Consider the following 19,868-nt stretch of genomic DNA (forward strand, 5'->3'; position numbering starts at 1 on the left):
TTATGAGTTATGAGTGAGTTACTTCTAGTCTTGATAGGGATGCTGTGTATTGGGGTGCGTTTTTTAAGGGGCTTTTGAGTTTAATATACCACATACATCGGCTATTTCTTTTAGATAGGCGTTCATTTTTTGATTGGAAAGTATGGGTAATAATTTGTCTTGATTTAGGCACACTGGGTCTTGGTGGTATTTTTGAATAATGGATTCTGCAATGGGTAATAAGGGTATTCTGGAAGGTGTTTCTGTTTTTTGTCGGTTTTTGAATATCCATTTGGCTCCATCTATTCCTGTGGTGATGTTGTTCTTGGTTAGTTGTTGTACGTCGATATAGGCTAGTCCTGTGAAACAGGAGAATAGAAAAATGTCACGAACGAGTTCTAGTCGTGAAGATGGGAAGGTTTTGTGGAGTAATGTGTTTAATTCTTCTTCAGTGAGAATTGTTCTATTTACTGTTTTTACTTTTTGGGTGTAAAATCTAAATGGGTCGGATTTTATCCAACCATTTAAAAGAGCTATTCTTATGATTTTTCCAAAAATCATTAAATATTTTACGGTAGAGTTGTTGTTGCATTTTCTTACTGTTCTAAGATAGTAATCAAAATTATTGATAGTTTCTATGTCTATATCGCTTACTGGTATATCTGAGATTTTGTATCTAAACTTGAGAAACTCAACGAAATGACTATGGGTTGTTTTAAATTGTTTGAGTGTTGACAAGGAATATTTAACTTCTAAAAGCAGTTCCATTTGCTTGTTATGCTCGTTAAATATTTCATTTAGCATTTTTGAATTATCATCAAGGTTAAGCAATCGATTTCTAACTGTTTCGACTGTTATTAATTTTGATTCTAGGATTAGATTTTTTGAGTTTCAAAAACTTTACTTTCAAAAATTTTTAGGTATTCATTAATTGAACGAGCTTCTTCTGAATTGCCTTTGATTCTTTTTAAAGTGGAGGACCATTTTGATATTTCTACAAATTTATTTGTAGAGGTTTCAAATCTGTTGCCATTTACTGTTACTCTTAAATAAATGGGAACTTCACCTTTTGAGTTTACTTTTGTGTTTTTCACAAAAAATAAAGTACTAATTTTCGCATTCATAATTGGTCACCTTTTAGATATAAAAAATTACTTTATAAGGCACAAAAAATCAAGATGTTTATTCTTTGAACAGCCTGATTTTACTACTGCTTCGGCTGATTTAGGTGTCCCATTTTAAAAATTTAAAATGGGACACCGAACTAGCCCCTTTTGAAATGTGATTTTTTGAATCTTTTGGTATTAGAATAAAAGGAAAAAGCCTATAAAATCAGTGTTTTATAGGCTTTTGCATTAAAATGAATGATAAATTGTGGAGTCGGAGAGAATCGAACTCTCGTCCAAACAAGCAATCAAAGAGCTTTCTACATGCTTAGTTTTCACTTAATTTTTCGACTGAAAGCAAGGTTGAAAACGACCACTCTCAGCTTAGCTTTATCCGTGTCAAAAAGGATTTAAAGCTTTACCTTTTCTAGGGTTACTTTTACGGTTCTCCTTAACCAACCGCCGTAAACCAAGGCTTTTGAGGAAAATCTAGCTTTCCTACCTTGTAGGAACTAGGCAAATCGTACTATAATTCGGATTAAGCAGCTAAAGCGTAATTATTTTCGCCGTGTAATGTTCGTATAGCAGATATTTACGAGCCTACCATACTTGGCTCGGCATGCTTACTAATTAATTCCACTCGCTGTCAAAACCAGTCGACCCCAATTAGTCCCACAAAATTAAGAACTTTTCATAAACTACAAAATAATTCTAAAACAAATTATTCTACTATTTCATCTCCTTTTTTATGTATATGAAAAGGATAATCTCCAAAAAGACCTGTTGCTAACTTCATATAATAGGCCTTACGAGTATACTTATTAGATAAAGCAATCAAGGTAACTTTTTCTTTTTTAATGTAATATAAGCAGATGTATTACCATGCCACCATCCATTATGATAAAACATTTGTTTGCCATCTTTCCACTCTAGCATTCGAATTCCTAACCCATAATTTCGAATTCCTCTGGCCTCATAACTATATCCTTTATAAACTTCTGTCAAGAGTTTTTTATTTAAAAAATCAGGATCATACGTTGCTTTATCAAACTTTAACAAATCGCGAGGTGTAGCATATATATTCTTATCTCCATAAATATCATCTAAATGGTTTAAAGGATATTTTATATAATGCCCTTTATAGGAGCAACTTGCTGTATCAGCATGCTTACTTAAATCAAAAACGTAAGTATTTTTCATCCCTAATGGTTGAAATATCATTTTACTCATCGCTGTACGATAATCCATTTTTGATACTTTTTCAATAATTAATGCTAACAAAGCATAATTAGTATTACAATAACTAAATCGGGTATCAGGTTTAAACTCTAACCCTATTTTTCCATTTTGCATAATTGTAACTAAATCATTATTATGCAAAATTTTACCCCTTTGCCAAACTCCTTTATCTTCTATAAAATAACTATAATTCCTCAAACCACTTCTATGATTTAATAACATACGGACGGTTATGTCTTTATACGGAAATCCTTCTAAAATAGCACTTACTTTTTCATCTAACTTTAACATATTAGAATCTATCAATAACAATACAGCTGTAGCTGTTAAAACTTTACTTACAGATGCTATATGAAGAGGTGTTTCTGCTGTTATAGGTCTTTTTTCTTCAAAATTACTCATTCCGCTATATCGTTCATATAAGATTTTCCCATTTTTAGCAACTAAAACACCTCCCGAAAAATCATTACTAAAAAATTCTTTATCATACAGATAATCCATACTATCTTGAATCTTTTGTAATTCTTTTGAATCTATACCAGATGTAGCCATTTCAAAAGGTTTCATCGTATAAATTTTACCTATTTTATACTCTTCCTTATTTTTTACTTTCGTTTTTTTATTTGTACAAGCAAATAAAAAAAACACAACTATTATAGTGGACGCACAAATATTAAATAACCTCATAACTATTTTTTATAAAGAAATTTCCATTTTAAAATTATCAATCCCCAAAACCTTCTTTCATTAATTTCACACAAAATGGGCGGCAAATATAACCAAACCTCTATACTTTTCATAAAAACAACTCATCTTTAAAATTGCACAATATCTTTTAAACGTTATATTTGCAACAAAATTAAACTCTTAAGTTATAAAACCATCCTTTAAAACTACTAAACAGATGAAATTTGGCATTATCAAAGAGAGAAAAAACCCACCCGATAGACGTGTTGTTTTTTCACCACAAGAATTACTAAGAGTAAAAGAAGTCTTTCCAGAAGCCAATTTTGAAGTTGAAACTTCTGATATTCGTATCTTTAAAGATGAAGAATATAGCAAATTAGGCATTTCTATAGATACCGATTTAACAGATTGCGACATATTAATAGGTGTAAAAGAAGTACCTGTTGAAGCGTTAATCCCTAATAAAACTTACTTCTTTTTTTCTCACACTATAAAAAAGCAACCTTATAATCGAAAACTACTAGTTGCTTGTTTAGAAAAAAATATCCGACTAATAGATCACGAAACGATAGTAGACACAAACAACAAACGTTTAATTGGGTTTGGACGCTATGCGGGTATAGTAGGCGCTTATAATGGCATTAGAGCATTTGGCTTAAAATACGATTTATACAACATTGCAAAAGCAGAAACCTTAAAAGATCAACAAGATTTAATAGACCGATTAAAAAGGATTACACTTCCTCCAATTAAAATAGTCTTAACAGGTCATGGCAAAGTAGGCCTAGGTGCTAAAGAAATGCTAGACGCAATGAAGATGAAACAAGTTAGCATTGACGACTTTTTAACTAAATCTTACGATCGTCCTGTATACACCCATATAGACTTAGAGGACTACAATCGTCGAAAAGACGGAAGCCCTTTTAACAAAAAGGATTTTTATACACATCCTGAAGAGTATATTTCTAATTTTGAACGTTTTACTAAAGTCGCTGACATCTTCATGGCGGGTCATTTTTATGGCAATAACGCCCCTTATATACTCACAAAAGAAATGCTAAAAGCTACTGACAATAAAATAAAGGTAGTTGCCGACATATCCTGTGATGTAAATGGCCCTGTAGCTTGTACGCTTAGAGCATCAACAATTGCCGAACCTATTTATGGTTATTTACCGAACGAACATCGTGAGATTCATTTTGAAGATCCGCGCGCTATAGCCGTAATGGCTGTTGACAATCTTCCGTGCGAACTCCCTAAAGATGCAAGTGAAGGATTTGGAAAAACCTTTTTAGAGTATGTCATTCCATCATTTTACAACAATGATGCTGATCAAATATTAGAAAGAGCTACTATTTGCAAAAATGGCAAGCTAACGCCTAAATTTGAATATCTACAAGATTATATAGAAGGAAAAGAATAAAAACGCAGCAAGAAAGAGTATTTAAAAAGCAGTAAAATAAACACCTAGCATCTCCATTCAAAGACAAGCGAAATTAAATTATATTCTATAATTTAATTTCGCTTGCTTATTTCAAGTCTCTCTCCAATCGAAGTAAAAGATTACAATCTTTCAGATATCTTTTTCAACAAATTTTCTAGTTATTTTTCAAAATCACTTTTAATCTAAAATGGCTTCACCTGATTTACGATAGATATATTGTCCATAAATATGTCTTTTAGCAAATCGGTTAGGAGATTCAGCATTAATCATTTTGATATAAACGTTTTTTGGAACTCCAAGGTATTCATAAGTCATACCATTAAGATAGGTTACAAACAAAACTTGTTTTTCCAAATAAAAATCAACTATAGGAAAATTAGCAACCATTTCTTGATACTCAGGAAAATTTTTATCCCGTGTCTCATTAGCTATGCTAACCAAAAAATGATATGCATTAATAATTTCCTTACTTTTTTCTTCTGCTAAAACACGTCCTTCTTCATCATTAGCAAATTTATCGGGATGTATTTCTTTCATCGCATTTCGATAAATAGTCTTTAATTCCTTTAGACTAACATTCTTATCTACTTCCAATAATTTGCGATACTCTACTACTCTTTTCATATTTTTTTACAATAAAAAAGCCACTCTTTTCCGAATGACTTAACTAGAAACAAGAACAGGACTCGAACCTGTACCTTTTTTTAAAGGATATGAACCTCGAATTCGTCTTTAAAGATAACTTTTTACAAACGCTCTTTTCTTTCTTGTCTTTACCTTACGAAACCCTTTTTAACCTAAAAGACATAATAAAAGGCTAAATCCATTTTAGAAGACAAAACTTTCAATCAATATAGTACATCAAAAGCTCTCTTCTCTTTCTTAACACTTATCCTTAGATAAAATACAGCTTAGTAATAGTGCGTATTTTATATTTTCTTAAAAATCAGCAGCAAAGATACTGAAAAACTTTATTTAATATAAAAATTCAACTATCAAACGTTTTCAGCTTCAATTAGAAACAATATTATCAACCTCATAAAGACTCACCCTGATTATATTTTAAAAACTTACCCCAAATAAAAATCACTTTAAATCTAAAAGAGTACGTCATTTTTCATCCTCTATTAGATTATTTTTAAAAGACCGAAAATATTATTTCAAACAAAAGAAGACTCGAATGTAGCGAATAGATAAAAAAACAACTCCTCCTACCACAGAAGCAACAAACTACATATTATTACTATTTTTTTAAACACTCACATCTAAAAAAACACACATTCATATCCCCTTTCCTTCACCCTAACCTCAATTTTTTATTTCAAAACGAAGTCTAATTCGTAATCTAGATTAAAAAAATCACAGGCTAAAACACAAACTCTTATAGCGTTTTTCCATAGAGTTTTACTATATTAAATCTATTTGAATTATTTTTACCCCATCAACTCAAATCTAAAGCTAATGAAAAGCTCCAAAGGCTCTAACGAATTCCATATTTCAAAAAAACTTCGTTTTATAGAAAATTTACACATTGTTTTTTGGCTAATTAAAGATATGTGTTGGTGTTTAGAATTTAAAAATTTAGGTATAATAATGGCTATTCCAACCGTTAGCATTAGTCTTTATTTTATTTTTAAAAACAAAGCTGACCTTTCAGAACTATATCACAATATTGCTGTGTTTCTTTGGATTATAGCCAATACTTGGTGGATGTCATCTGAGTTTTTCAAATTTGATGAAAAAATATTGATATTAGATTTAAAAGGGCGTTCTCTTGCTGCATTTCCTTTTGGATTAGGTATTTTATTGCTACTTATTTTTTACATTTTCATTTACCCTAAAAAGAAACAAAGCAACTAAATTCATTGGTTCTTTTCTCACAATACAATACTTCCAATATACCTTTTTCAGATTTTCATCCAAAACCCCAATTCAAAACCCATAAATCAACTCAAATTTCGCATTAGACTCGAAGTAAATAAGCAAAATATCTATTCCTCTTTATTTTTCTTCAAATTCAAGCACATACTCTAATTTTAATCATCAAAAAAGCGCCTTATATCTTTTTCTATAATTTTCGTAAGCAGTTGAATTTATTGATTTTTTTGTTTCAAAACTAAGTCTAATCTAAAATCTGAGATTTTACAGGATAAACTGAATTTCTTTTAAAAGGTATTAAAAAATAACCCCTTCATGAATGAAGGGGTTATTTAGTAGCGGGAACAGGACTCGAACCTGTGACCTTCGGGTTATGAGCCCGACGAGCTGCCTACTGCTCTATCCCGCGCTGTGCGATTTGTATTTTATAGTTTTTTTAAACTTAGTAGCGGGAACAGGACTCGAACCTGTGACCTTCGGGTTATGAGCCCGACGAGCTGCCTACTGCTCTATCCCGCGCTGTGCGATTGTATTTTATAGTTTTTTTTTCAAAACTTAGTAGCGGGAACAGGACTCGAACCTGTGACCTTCGGGTTATGAGCCCGACGAGCTGCCTACTGCTCTATCCCGCGCTATTTCGAGTGCAAATATACAACGTTTATTGAGATCTACAAGCACTTTTATCATTTTTAATTCATTTTATTTTTAAACAACTCCAAATCAATGATTTAATTTTAAAATATCGGAAATAAACTCATCTATTTGTTCAAAAGTAACATTGGGCATACAAATAATATGCGAATATCCTTTCTCTGTTGCTAATTGCCATTTTGCACGAACTTCAATAGAAGGTGACGGAAATACTACTGTAATTGCATTTGGGTTACGCCAAGCTTTTACTCCCATTTCATTTAATCGTTGCTCTGTATAAGCTGCTACTTTTAAACTATGTTGCGTACGAGAAGCAAAACCTTGAATACCTAATTTTTTAATTGCATACCATAAAAACAATGGACTATGTCCGTTTCTAGAACCTGTAATCGTAGCATCTGATGATCCTATATAAGCTATTTTCTTCGCTATCCTGTCTCTGTTTTCTTTTTTAACCACAACTACTCCCGAAGGCATTGGCGAACCAATAAATTTATGTCCACTTACCGAAATACTATCACATCCATCTACAAAATCAAAAGCAGGACGTGGCTCTACAAACGGAGCAAATCCTCCTGCCAAAGCTGCATCAGCATGTATATAGTGTTTTTCAATGGCCATATCTCCTATTATTTCTTTAATTGTTGGAATATGATCTTTTGCTTCTGTCATCGTTGTACCTATATTGGCTACGATCACAACAGGACGATGTCTATTATAACGAATAGCTTCTTTTAAATCGCTATAATCTATCTCTCCATTTTCTTGTGAACGCACAATAACATATTCCATATTGAGGAGTGTTACATTTTTTTGAATGCTATAATGCGTATCTTCAGAAAAATAAACCATAGCATTAGGATATAGTTCCCTTGCAACATATAATCCATACAAATTCCCTTCTGATCCACCATTTGTTACATACCCCCAAACGTTTTCTGGATTAGCCCTGAATAACTCTGCAAAAAAGCGAACCACTTCGCGCTCCATTTCACGTGAATCTACTTGATAAGTTGATTTTACAAATGGATCTCCTAAATTGTTCATTGGGAATTGCAAAAAGGAAGTAGTTCGGAATAATCAAAATCTTTCGAAACGGGATATCCTAAAAAATACTTTGTACGGTCTTCTACTTGGGACAATAATTGTTGTAACTGTTCTGAAACTGCTAAATCGGGACTACTCATCTTTACTTTTTTTGAACAAAAATAACATTATTAGAATATTATTTTGTAAAAATACAAATATTTAGTTTTTAAATCTATTTTTAATTTATTTTTCAAATTTTAAAACTAAAAACAAAATTAAAATTAAAACAACACTTCATAATTTTCTAACAAAAAGAAACCCAAATTAATCTTATTGCTTGGATTAATTTGGGTTTTTAAATTTGAGTATATTTCTTATTGTATTAATCGCACTGGTACTCTTTTATTTTAGTGCTTTATATAAAATTTCTACAGGATGTTCCGCCATTCTTCCTGTTCCATCTGCAATCTGATGACGGCAACTTGTCCCTGAGGCTGAAATAATAGTTTCTTTTGCTTCTTGTCGAATTGTTGGAAACAGCACGAGTTCTCCTATATTCATCGAAATTTGGTAATGTTCTTTTTCATATCCAAATGAACCTGCCATACCACAACAACCGCTCGGGATATTTAAAACCGTGTAATTCTTTGGTAATGACAATATTTGTTTTAATGGAACTAAAGAGGAAAGAGCTTTTTGGAAACAGTGTCCGTGCATACGAACACGCTCTTCTTTATCTGTAAAACTTTCAGAAGTAATTTTTCCTTTTTCTATTTCTTGTGCTAAAAATTCTTCAATTAAAAAAGTGCGTTTAGCCATTTGCTTTGCTTTATCTTTTAACTCACCTCGACATAAATCAGGATACTCATCTCTAAAAGTTAAAATAGCAGATGGCTCTATCCCTACTAAAACGGCATTTTGAGGCAGTAAATCATCTATTTTTTTTATATTTTTCTCTGCTATTTCGCGGGCAATTTTGATCATTCCTTTTGACAAATAAGTTCTTCCGCTCATTCCTATTTCTAGAACTATAACTTTATATCCTAATTTATTTAATAACTTAACAGCTGTTTGTCCAATCGTTACATCAAAGTAATTCAGGAATTCATCATTATACAAATAAACATTTCCATTTACAAAAGTCCCTTCTTGATTAAATTGAGTAATCCATTTTTCAAAGGTTATTTTGTGCATTTCAGGTAGTGATCGTTTTGTTGCAAACCCTGTTGTTTTTTTTATTAATGTTCCTAAAAAACCTTTGGTCGATAAATTGTATAAGAAAGGAGTGTTTTCAAATAACTTATTTACTCGTGGTGTATGGCCAATTAGTTTGGAACGAAATTTTATTCCGTTTTTATCATGATATTGCTGTAAAGCTTCTGCTTTTAGTTTTGCCATATCGACATTAGAAGGACATTCTGACTTACAACCTTTACAACTCAAACAAAGGTCTAGAACATCTATTATTTCTTCATGATCAAATGGATTCGTTTTTTTAGAATGTGTGATGGTTTCACGTAAAATATTAGCTCTTGCTCTTGTGGTATGTTTTTCGTTACGAGTTGCCATATAACTAGGACACATGGTTCCTCCACTTTTTTCTGTTTTACGACAATCTCCAGACCCATTACACATTTCCGCTGAACGTACAAAGCCATTTAAATCTGAAAAGTCAAAATAAGTTTGAGGCATTGGGGTTAATTGTCCTGCTTGATAACGTAATGAAGTATCCATAGGAGGTGTATTAACAATTTTATTCGGATTAAATACATTCCAAGGATCCCAAGTATTTTTTACTTGAATAAACATTTGATAAATTTCATGTCCTAACATGAGTGGAATAAATTCACCTCGTAAACGTCCATCTCCATGTTCTCCACTTAATGAACCTTTGTATTTTTTTACCAAATGTGCTATATCGGTTGCTATAGTGCGAAACATAGCGGTTCCTTCTTTTGTTTTTAGATCTATAATGGGACGTAAATGTAATTCTCCTGTAGCGGCGTGTGCATAATGTACGCAGTATAAATTTCTACTTTCTAAAATTTGGTTAAATTCTTCAATAAAATCAGGTAAGTCTTCTACAGCTACTGCTGTGTCTTCAATTACAGCTACTGCTTTTGCATCTCCTGGAATATTGGACAATAATCCTAAACCTGCTTTACGAAGATTCCAGACTTTATTTGTATCTTCTCCATAAACGATTGGAAAATGGTAACCTAAGCCAGCGGCTTTCATTTGTTTTTCCATTTTTTGAGCTGCTTCTTGAATTTCTTCTATTGTATCACGAAGAAATTCTACTACTAGAATAGCTTTCGGATCTCCTTGAACAAAGAAACGGTTTTTACTTTGTTCGATATTTTCTTTTGTACAATCTAAAATATAATGATCTATTAATTCTATACTGTCGGGATTGTATTCTAAAGCTATTAAATTAGCTTTTAAGGATTCATTAATACTATTACAATGCACACATACTAAACCAGCTTTGGGCTTTAGTGCATCTACTAAATTCAATTTTATTTCTGTTGAAAAAAACAAAGTTCCTTCTGAACCTGCTATAAGCTTACAGAAATTAAATTTTTCTTGAAAATTTCCAAAGGGTGCTGTATCTGCCAATAGATCTAAAGCATATCCCGTATTACGTCTTGGAATTGTTTTTTTAGGATAATTAGTATTAAATAGCTCTTGATTGACTGGATTGGATAATATTTCTTTTGCTTGTAAATAAATGTTTTGTTCTAATTCACTTACTACATTTATACCTTGGCATTTTGCATCAAATTCTTCATTTGTTAATTCGCCAAAAGTAACTTCATTTCCGTCTGCTAAAAAGCCTTTAATTTCTAACAAATGCTCTCGAGTAGAGCCATATATAACGGATCGAGCGCCACAAGCGTTATTACCTACCATTCCACCAATCATACAGCGATTGCTGGTGGAGGTTTCTGGACCAAAGAATAAACCATAATTTTTCAGATGTAAATTCAGCTCATCTCGGATTACTCCGGGTTCTACCCAAGCGGATTTTTCTTCTTTATTTACACTTAAAATAGATGTGAATTTTTGAGATATATCTACTACAATACCTTGTCCTACTACTTGTCCTGCTAATGAGGTTCCTGCTGCACGAGGTATAACACTTAATTGGTTGGCACGAGCAAAATCAATTATTTTTTTATATCTTCTTTTGATTCTGGGACTGCTACAGCCATGGGCATTTCACGGTACGCACTAGCATCTGTGGCGTATAGTGTACGCATAGTTTTATCATGGTATAACTTTCCTTTTAACGATTGTGCTAAAACATCTAATTTCATGCTTACTTTTACATTTTTTTAAAGAGAGACTTTTATTTTCTTTATATTTATTTATATTTTCAGATACTGGGGTGTTTAAACTTTTTAAGCCACTTTATCTAATACAAAATCCTATATCGTATTGTATTGGGAATGTTTTTTAATTGTTTTTCTAAATTTGGATCGTAAAAGCTATCTACATCTGTAATTACGTATCCTATTTGTTCATTTGTTTTTAAATATTGCCCTAAGATATTACAATTTGCATTAGACAGTATGGTATTAATTTGAGCTAAAATACCTTTTACATTTTCATGTATGTGCATTATTCTATGTGCATTATCAAATTCAGGCAATTGAATTTCAGGCAGGTTAACACTTCCAAAGGTGGTACCTGTATTGATGTATTGTATTATTTTTTGCGACACATAATTTCCTATATCGTGTTGTGCTTCTTCTGTACTTCCTCCAATGTGTGGTGTTAATATAACATTTTCTCTTCCGCGCAAAGAGGAAAAAAATTTTTCATCATTACTTTTAGGCTCATAAGGAAACACATCTATAGCGGCTCCTCTTATTTTATTGTTGTCTAAATTAGCAATTAGCGCATCCATATCTACTATATGTCCTCGTGACAAGTTTAGAAAGACTACGCCTTTTTTCATGATTTCAAATGCTTTTGCTCCAATTAGTTCTTTATTTTCTTCTCTTCCATCAACATGCAACGTTACTACATCTGCAAGTGCTAACAATTCTTGTAGTGATGTACATTTTTTAGCATTTCCTAAAGCTAATTTATCTACTACATCATAGAAATACACTTGCATTCCTAAAGCTTCTGCTAAAATAGAAAGTTGAGAACCAATACTACCATACCCTACGATACCTAATTTTTTTCCTCTGATTTCAACACTTCCATTAGCTGACTTATCCCAAATACCTTGGTGCATTTTTTGACTTTTTTCAAAAGTAGCACGCATTAACATAATCATCTCTCCAATAGCTAACTCTACTACTGAACGCGTATTACTGTAAGGTGCATTAAAAACAGCTATTCCTTTTTGATTACAAACTGGCAGATCTACTTGATTTGTTCCTATACAAAAAGTACCTATTGCATGTAATTTATGTGCTTTTTCTAAAACACGAGCTGAAACGGTTGTTTTGGAACGAATTCCTAATATTGAAACTTCTTTGATTTGATTACATAACTCCTCTTCAGAAAGGGACTCTTTTAAAGTTGTTACTTGATAACCTTCTCTTTCAAATTGAGCTACTGCATCAGGGTGAATATTTTCTAACAATAAAACTTGTATTCTGTTTTTAGGGTACGAAACGGATGCTTTATAGGATAAATCGTATAATATTTCATCTAAAGATGGTGCTATTTTTTCTGCTAGATCTAATACAACTTGACGACGCACATTTTCTGTAAATGCGTAAAATTTTGAAACAACTCCATATTGTAATGCTTCATAATCTGTATAACCATCACCAATCATAATGACTTCGCCTTCAAGATTGAGAGATTGTATCTTCAGGGCTTTCCCTTTATTTTCACATAATTCATCTTTTTCATCAAATCCTACTATATTTCCTTGATGATCAAAAGCAAAACTATTGGCTAGTACATTTTCGGATTTTATCCCAAACTCTTGAACAATAGGTACTATAATTTCTTTAAATCCGTTTGAAATAATATATATATTTTCACTATGAAGTTTAAAAAACTTTTTATTGCGAATAACTGAAATAGAAATTTTATCTTTTAACCTTTTGATTAATTCTTCTAAATCATCACGATGTGCTTGTAATAATTGGATTCGTTTAGACAATGATTCTTTTAAAGTAAGCTTCCCTTCCATTCCTTGATTGGTTATTTCTTGAATGGTTTTTAAAACGGTTTCGGCTATTGCTGTTTTTCCATGAACAATTGTACATAACTCATCGAGTGCTTCTACTTGTATAAAAGTACTATCGAAATCAAAAATAAAGGTTTTGTGTTGTGTCATAACAGATTCGTATGTTTTAATAATTTAAAATAAAACAATAAAAGCTTTATTTTGCTACAGAAACTATCTGTATTAATTCAGATAAAATCAAGGGGTTCGCTTTTTTAAGGACTTCGGAATTAATATTTAAATAATTTAAAATTTGTTCCGTTGCTTTATCTTTTTATCAGATAATCGAATTCCTTTATTTTTTCTTTTATCTTTTATCAGTAATTGATTATATTCTGATGCAATATAAAAATTTTGATTTTCATATACTATTTTTCTAAAATCATACCATACTGTCAACCAATCTTTTGCGTCTTCTACAGCTTGATAAACATCAAAAAAATCCGCATTAACTAGATCAAAGGCAAGATAGGAGTTGTGTTCATTATGAGTTTCTATGAATACTTTTTCTCCATTTTTTCCATGAATGATGTAAGGTTTTACATTTATATCTAATGGTTTAAAATAAAGGTGTTGTTTTCCTATTTTAAAATCGGATTGATCGTTAAACCCCGGTATTTTATCAAAGGTTCCTATTCCTACTATTTCTTTATGTTTACATAAAAAGTACTCAGCGCTTTTGTTCACATATCGCATTTGTTTTTTTTTGTTCTGATTTGGATGGATCAACCATATTTTGTTCATAAATAAAATGTCCTAACGCGTAATTATGTTGAAAAGCTTTTGTAACTAAAAGATTTAAAGCATCTTCTTTTTGAAGTGTATCATATATATAAACGGTTCCATCTCTTACTATTAAACGATTAAACTGTAGAGCTTCTACAAGTCTAAAATAATCAGGATGATCAAAGAAATTATCGTTTTTGTTGTACAATAAGAAGTTATAAAGTTAGCATCTAAATCAAATAGAATGTATTTAGTATAATTTAGCAAACCGTTTTTAAAGTCTAAACTTCCTGTTTTTTCTTCAAAAAAGCCTACTTTTTCTCCATTAACAAATAAGTTATTTTCTGTAATTTGAATTTTTTTGTTATTTGTATTTTCTTCTACTGGTTTCATTTCGAATGATTCTAGTTTCAATCGCTCTTCATCTATTGTAAAAAGGCGTTCTAAATCGAGTCCTTTTTGACTCAATACATGGTACTGACATAGCATTTTAATAAATTCTTTGGATCGGCTAAAGGATTCTTCTAAAACAGAACATTTCTTTGCGTTTGAATAATTGGGATTAGTTAACTCAAATTGAATTTCATTGGATTCTTTACAATTTCTACAAGGTATCATTTTAGCATGAAGCATCAGATTGTTGTTCAGGTCATATAAATCGTATTTGAAGCGATTAGATATCACTTTTAATTGGAGGACAGGAACACCGTCTATAGCTACTCTATCATTTTCAATTTGAATAGTTTGAGCAAATGTTGTTAAGGAAATAAATAATAGGAGAATTTTATTAACCATACAGAATCATTTTATTAAGATTTATTTTAAAACAAAAAAAGTCCTCTTATTTACATAAGAGAACTCTGTATTAATTTTTATTTAAAAACTTATTTGGTTCCATTCTGAAGTTTCACATCTGTACTTTCAAAAATTTTATCTGCTGAAGCAGCTATAAAACCTGAATACAATTCACCATTAGCCATTGGATAACGCAGTGCGAACTCATAGTAGCAAGAAGGAATTTCTCTAGTTCCTTCGTCAAAATTTACAGTATATAAATCAGCTAATGTACTTGATTGCTCTAGTAATTCAGCTGGTGTACCTTTAATTTCGCCACCAGAAGTATTTAATTTCCAACCTTTATCTTTCAAAAATTGGTTTAAAGATTCTAAAGTTGGGAATTTAGTTAAAGCATTTACGTTAATTGTAAAGTGATTAGCGCAGAAACCATAAATATACATCCAAGCAGCATATTCAGACTCTTCTAACAAAGCAGAGTAAGTTCCATAGGAAGAATTAGCCCATACAGCTCCGCTCAAAATTAAGTCTTCTTTTTCAAATACCGATTGGTCACAAGTATCTAAAATTTCCTTCACCGTTTTTTGTAAAGTGTCCGAACATTTAGCTAACTCTAATTGTGATATAAATACACGTGGTGCATTTTTATCTGTAGCATGTTCATAGTGTTTAGCAAATAATTTTTTAGATTCAAAAATATATTCACCTTTTGGTTCATAACCTGCTTTTAAAAATGGTTTTTCTAAAACCGAAATATCGACACGTTTATCATCGTATGTACGAATAGCAATATGATCATTTCCTATTACTTCTCCTTCAGCAGCTAATAATGCGTGAATTTTTTCAGCGGATGGGGTAATAGCTATGTATTGCGCCCATAATTTTGATAATAATTGATCTTTATCCATGGTGTTGTTTTCTTTTTAATGTGACACAAAATTAGTGTTTTTATAAGTATATTTACAACATCAAAGTAAATTTATTAAAATTTGACATAAATACAGTTATATTTGTGTCAAATTAATATTTTAAAAAGAATAAAAAACAAGCAAAAAATCAATATTCTATTTTTCTTATTTTCTTAATATATTCATTTCAAAAAAGATTAAAGTGTCACAAGGTTTAAACAAAATAATAGATTATATTAACAAAAAAATTATTCAAAAACTAAGTTTAGATGGTCGTTTTGCTTATTCTGAATTAGCCAAAGAATTAAATATTTCAAACTCTTTAGTTCATCAACGAATTAAGAAAATGCAGGAAGCAGGTATCATAAAGGGTTTTTCTATAAAACTGGATGCAAAAGCCATGGGCTATGAAACGATTACTTATACAGGGATTGCTACAAAGGAAGCACGTTATTCCTATTCGATTGCTGAAAAACTAAAGGAAATTCCAGAAGTAGTCGAGTGTCATTTTGTGTCAGGAAAATATGCTTTATTTTTAAAAATTGTAGCGACTAACAATGAGGAGTTCAGAAAAATTCTGTATGAAAAAATTCATATCATTGAAGGTGTAGGAAGCACTGATTCGTTCATTTCTTTTGGTTCTGCATTTGAAAAAGAAGTCCCTATACTCTAATGATTAATCATTTGAATTTCTTTTTGAGGACTCTTTTGCTTTTCAATTTTCATTCATTTTTATAACGATTAAAAAAGACATGTAATAAAAAGATTTAGAACAAACTACTATCAGCTCTCTATCTAGGAAATAAAAGAGTTCTTGTCAACTATTTTTATACATTTTGACTCATTACTTCATAAAAGTAAACAGGCCGATCCTTTTACCGATTTTGAATTTAATTCAAATTTCGCATTAGAGTTGAACAAAGTGAATTGACGGAGCCTAAAATCTATTCCATTTTATTGTTTTTCCAATTCAAGTATGTGCTCTAATTTCAATCCCAAATTCCGCATTAGACTTCATGCGCGAGATGAAAAGACAAAAAAAGGAACAAAAAAAATTTCTTGTAGATAGGGAGCAAAAGCCATCATCTAGTCGTAGTTTGTCACTTCGACCCAAGGGAAAAATTACATTATTTAGTGTATATGATTTCGCTCCTGTTTTATAAATGACGATAAGAGTACGAGTAATTTTTTATAGTAAATAAATCACTGTTCTGTTTGTCACTATTGCCTCTCCACTATTGCCTCTCCACTATTGCCTCTTTACTATTAACTCTCCACTATTACCTCTCCACTATTGCCTCTTTACTATTGCCTCTTTACTATTGCCTCTTCACTATTGCCTCTTCACTATTGCCTCTTCACTATTGCCTCTCCACTATTGCCTCTCCACTATTGCCTCTCCACTATTGCCTCTCCACTATTGCCTCTCCACTATTGCCTCTCCACTATTGCCTCTCCACTATTGCCTCTCCACTATTAACTCTCCACTATTGCCTCTTCACTATTACCTCTTCACTATTACCTCTTTACTCTTCACTTGTGTAAAAATTTCTGTTTTATTACTTCTGCTATATAGCGCAAAAGAGCTAAAATATGGAACAAAAAATTCTATTTTCACTTTAACCAAAAAGTTTAAATCACTTCTTTTAAAAAATCTATTTTGGTAATTTCTTTCAACGTATCTAGTAATAAAATCTTATTCAAAACGACACATAAATTATTAAAATCCTACTTTTTCTGTTTTTTATTTGATGTTCTGATCTCTTTTTCTTAAATTCTTCAATATTTTTTTATCATCATAATGATCATTTTTATATTTTTACGAAGGTAACGCTTACTAAAACTACCGAAAGTTTAATTTAATAAAAATTTGACAAGGTTACATTTTTAACATAATATAGAGTAGTTCTTATCTTATCTATTATTTTTTTAATAAAAACAAAAACTTATCTTGTTCCACTATTATTTTTTGAGATAGTGAAACATTAGCTGAATTTGATAATAATTTTTCGATCTTAAACAACAAAAAAATGAAAAAAATATTCATAACATTAATTGTCTTAGTACTAGTCGTTTTTATTTTTAATCGTTTTTATAAAACGGATTGCTCTATCCCATCAAAAAATTATTATGTATCGCCAAATGGTAATGATGCGAATCCTCGAACGATGAGTTCGCCTTGGAAAACAATTCAACATAGTTTAAATAACATGTCTGCTAATAGTACATTGTATGTTGACAGTGGTATTTATAATGAAAAAATTCAAATTCCAATTAATCATATTACGATTAAAAACCAAAAGTCTAAGATTCCTATAATTGATGCAACGGGGATTACTAAGCAAAATTCTATAATTGCTATTTTAAATAAGAATTCTATTACGATAGATGGTTTGGAGTTAAGAAATAATATTCAAAATGATGCACAAGGTATTTTAATAGAGGGTTTATGTAATGCTATAACTATTAAAAATTGTATAATTCACGATATTCATTTTTCTTCCAATCCAAAGACTCCAGTAAACGCGTCAACCAATGCACAAGGAATTATTGTTTACGGTACCAACCCTACTAGGGCAATACGTGATTTGGTAATAGAAAATAATAAGTTGTTTAATTGTAGACTTGGATATAGCGAAGGGATTGCTATTAATGGTAATGTTAAAAATTTCAAAGTCATAGATAATAACATTCATGATTTAACGAATATTGGTATTGACTTAATCGGATATGAAGGCACATGTCCTTTACCTAAAAACGATCAAGCAAGAAATGGTTTAATCAAAAATAACATTATTTATAATTGTATTTCGCCTTCTGCTACGTCTGGTGGAATTTATATAGATGGAGGTAAAAACATTATCATTGAAAACAATGAATCTCATCATAATGGATATGGTATTGAAATTGGTTGTGAGCATATTGGCAAAACGACTGACTCTGTTATAATTCGTAATAACATATTCTACAATAACCAAATTTATGCCATTGCATTAGGAGGTTTTGATTACCCAAATGGGTCTGGTAAGGTTACTAATTCTACTATTACAAATAATACTTGTTTTTCAAACGGTTTGGCTAGCTCTGATAATGGAGAGTTGTATTTATCTTATAGTGAAAACTCTACTATAGAAAATAATATTTTTTATACTAATTCAAATAATAATTTAGTTTATGCTGAATCAAATCAACCTGATTTAAATTTTAATTATAATATTTTTTATTGTCCTGATGGGATTAATCATTTGTATGCTAATTGGAACGGATCAAGTTATACGGGATATTTAACATTTGTAACAGGAACGTCATCTAATTTAAATTCTAGATTTACTAATCCTAATTTTACTAAAACAGACATTTCTCCTCCATGTTTTAATTTATTATCAAGTTCTCTAAACAATTAATAAGGATTGTTTTTATCACTATAATAAATGAATGGATAAACTATATACTAATCTTCCATTTTGTATTCGAAATTTGTTCAATATAAAAAACCAAATTCCGCATTAGACCCGAGCGTAGCGAATAGACGAAGTAAATCTATTTCACTTTATTTTTCTTCAAATTCAAGCAAGTGCTCGAATTTTATGCCTCGAAATAGTTGAGTATTTCATCTTCTAAAATTCTCCGTGAACACTTGAATTTATTGAAAAATTTTGTTTCACAACGAAATCTAATGCGGAATTTGGGTTTCAAAAATTGCTTTTTATTAGATATTAAATTGTATAAACTATCACGTGGCAAAAATTTGTGAACAGTAATAAAAGATTAACATTTATTTATAAAAAATCATCTTATATTTAGACGATTATTTTTTTATTTTGGAATCAATTACCTTTACTATACACCAAACCATTTTGGATCTTCCTAACACATGGGATATCATTGCTAAAGAGAATGCTTTTTTACAAACACCTTATCTATCTGTTTTAGAGGAATCTTCTCCTATTAATATGCAGTGTTTTTACATTGCTATTTATAAAAACAAGGAGCATATTGGTGTTATTTTAGCTCAATACATCCAATCACAGCAATTATCTTCTTTTGGTGATCGGGATAAATGCCTTAGAGTTTATACTCGAAATTTTTTACTGCGTCATTTTGCTTCTAATGTATTATTTATTGGTAATAATATGATTACTGGACAAAATGGGTATGCGTTTAGCAAGGAAATGGATTTTTTTTCATTAGTAAAATTCTTCAAGAATGTGCTGAGAATTTAATAA

General features: G+C 30.8%; 16 protein-coding genes, 3 tRNA genes, 1 other RNA gene and 1 pseudogene. 5 read left to right on the forward strand and 16 right to left on the reverse strand.

The annotated features are described in order from the left end of the window. Positions 1-63: 63 nt before the first annotated feature. From JJC05_RS05155 to JJC05_RS05170, 4 genes are all read right to left on the reverse strand, one after another. Positions 64-783, reverse strand: a complete 720-nt coding sequence (locus tag JJC05_RS05155; RefSeq protein WP_235878468.1) for a site-specific integrase — start codon at positions 781-783, stop codon at positions 64-66. 71 nt (positions 784-854) lie between these two features. Next, complete coding sequence (locus JJC05_RS05160) at positions 855-1,103, reverse strand: Arm DNA-binding domain-containing protein (RefSeq protein WP_235878469.1); 249 nt, start codon at positions 1,101-1,103, stop codon at positions 855-857. A gap of 248 nt (positions 1,104-1,351) precedes the next feature. Continuing rightward, positions 1,352-1,749, reverse strand: a transfer-messenger RNA (tmRNA) gene (gene ssrA / locus JJC05_RS05165). A 170-nt stretch (positions 1,750-1,919) separates the two neighbouring features. Continuing rightward, on the reverse strand, positions 1,920-2,891 hold the full coding sequence (locus JJC05_RS05170) for a serine hydrolase domain-containing protein (protein WP_258929510.1): 972 nt from the start codon (positions 2,889-2,891) through the stop codon (positions 1,920-1,922). A gap of 337 nt (positions 2,892-3,228) precedes the next feature. Between JJC05_RS05170 and JJC05_RS05175 the strand changes: the two genes are divergently transcribed. Next, positions 3,229-4,434 (forward strand): NAD(P)-dependent oxidoreductase, encoded by a 1,206-nt coding sequence (locus JJC05_RS05175; protein WP_127823655.1) that lies wholly within the window; start codon positions 3,229-3,231, stop codon positions 4,432-4,434. A 198-nt stretch (positions 4,435-4,632) separates the two neighbouring features. Here the strand turns inward: JJC05_RS05175 and JJC05_RS05180 are convergent, their stop codons facing one another. Continuing rightward, positions 4,633-5,079 carry a KTSC domain-containing protein gene (locus JJC05_RS05180; RefSeq protein WP_105196168.1) on the reverse strand — a complete coding sequence of 149 codons (447 nt, stop codon included), beginning with the start codon at positions 5,077-5,079 and terminating at the stop codon, positions 4,633-4,635. 837 nt (positions 5,080-5,916) lie between these two features. Here JJC05_RS05180 and JJC05_RS05185 point away from each other — a divergent pair. Then, positions 5,917-6,315, forward strand: coding sequence for a hypothetical protein (locus JJC05_RS05185; RefSeq protein WP_088393175.1), 399 nt, complete (start codon positions 5,917-5,919; stop codon positions 6,313-6,315). 354 nt (positions 6,316-6,669) lie between these two features. Here JJC05_RS05185 and JJC05_RS05190 read toward each other — a convergent pair. The 11 genes and pseudogenes from JJC05_RS05190 to JJC05_RS05235 form a co-directional block, all read right to left on the reverse strand. After that, positions 6,670-6,742: transfer RNA gene (locus tag JJC05_RS05190), tRNA-Met, on the reverse strand. A gap of 37 nt (positions 6,743-6,779) precedes the next feature. Then, positions 6,780-6,852: transfer RNA gene (locus JJC05_RS05195), tRNA-Met, on the reverse strand. 40 nt (positions 6,853-6,892) lie between these two features. Continuing rightward, positions 6,893-6,965 (reverse strand) — tRNA-Met (locus JJC05_RS05200). Between the two features lie 88 nt (positions 6,966-7,053). Further along, complete coding sequence (locus JJC05_RS05205; protein WP_258929511.1) at positions 7,054-8,031, reverse strand: histidine decarboxylase; 978 nt, start codon at positions 8,029-8,031, stop codon at positions 7,054-7,056. Continuing rightward, positions 8,028-8,171: a hypothetical protein gene (locus JJC05_RS16710; RefSeq protein WP_258929512.1), complete on the reverse strand. Its 144-nt coding sequence runs from the start codon at positions 8,169-8,171 to the stop codon at positions 8,028-8,030. Before JJC05_RS16710 ends, JJC05_RS05205 begins: the two co-directional genes overlap by 4 nt. Positions 8,172-8,415: 244 nt before the next feature. Then, a pseudogene (locus tag JJC05_RS05210) lies at positions 8,416-11,333 on the reverse strand (FAD-binding and (Fe-S)-binding domain-containing protein). 98 nt (positions 11,334-11,431) lie between these two features. Next, entirely contained in the window at positions 11,432-13,324 is a 1,893-nt protein-coding gene (serA, locus tag JJC05_RS05215) for a phosphoglycerate dehydrogenase (protein ID WP_127823639.1), read from the reverse strand. Positions 13,325-13,459: 135 nt separating this feature from the next. Then, positions 13,460-13,900, reverse strand: a complete 441-nt coding sequence (locus JJC05_RS05220) for a hypothetical protein (protein WP_235878470.1) — start codon at positions 13,898-13,900, stop codon at positions 13,460-13,462. Continuing rightward, entirely contained in the window at positions 13,884-14,147 is a 264-nt protein-coding gene (locus JJC05_RS05225) for a hypothetical protein (protein ID WP_235878471.1), read from the reverse strand. Before JJC05_RS05225 ends, JJC05_RS05220 begins: the two co-directional genes overlap by 17 nt. Next, positions 14,093-14,734 carry a hypothetical protein gene (locus JJC05_RS05230; RefSeq protein ID WP_235878472.1) on the reverse strand — a complete coding sequence of 214 codons (642 nt, stop codon included), beginning with the start codon at positions 14,732-14,734 and terminating at the stop codon, positions 14,093-14,095. The genes JJC05_RS05225 and JJC05_RS05230 overlap by 55 nt, the downstream gene beginning before the upstream one ends. A gap of 89 nt (positions 14,735-14,823) precedes the next feature. Then, positions 14,824-15,642, reverse strand: coding sequence for a DUF1338 domain-containing protein (locus JJC05_RS05235; protein WP_235878473.1), 819 nt, complete (start codon positions 15,640-15,642; stop codon positions 14,824-14,826). A 202-nt stretch (positions 15,643-15,844) separates the two neighbouring features. Between JJC05_RS05235 and JJC05_RS05240 the strand changes: the two genes are divergently transcribed. The 3 genes from JJC05_RS05240 to JJC05_RS16715 all read left to right on the forward strand — a co-directional run bounded on the left by JJC05_RS05240 (position 15,845) and on the right by JJC05_RS16715 (position 19,865). After that, positions 15,845-16,315, forward strand: a complete 471-nt coding sequence (locus JJC05_RS05240) for an Lrp/AsnC family transcriptional regulator (protein ID WP_088393187.1) — start codon at positions 15,845-15,847, stop codon at positions 16,313-16,315. Between the two features lie 1,357 nt (positions 16,316-17,672). Then, on the forward strand, positions 17,673-19,046 hold the full coding sequence (locus JJC05_RS05245; RefSeq protein WP_235878474.1) for a right-handed parallel beta-helix repeat-containing protein: 1,374 nt from the start codon (positions 17,673-17,675) through the stop codon (positions 19,044-19,046). 417 nt (positions 19,047-19,463) lie between these two features. Then, on the forward strand, positions 19,464-19,865 hold the full coding sequence (locus JJC05_RS16715; protein WP_258929513.1) for a hypothetical protein: 402 nt from the start codon (positions 19,464-19,466) through the stop codon (positions 19,863-19,865). Positions 19,866-19,868 lie beyond the last annotated feature (3 nt).

Source organism: Flavobacterium davisii, from assembly GCF_019565505.1.
GTDB classification, from domain to species: Bacteria; Bacteroidota; Bacteroidia; order Flavobacteriales; family Flavobacteriaceae; genus Flavobacterium; species Flavobacterium davisii.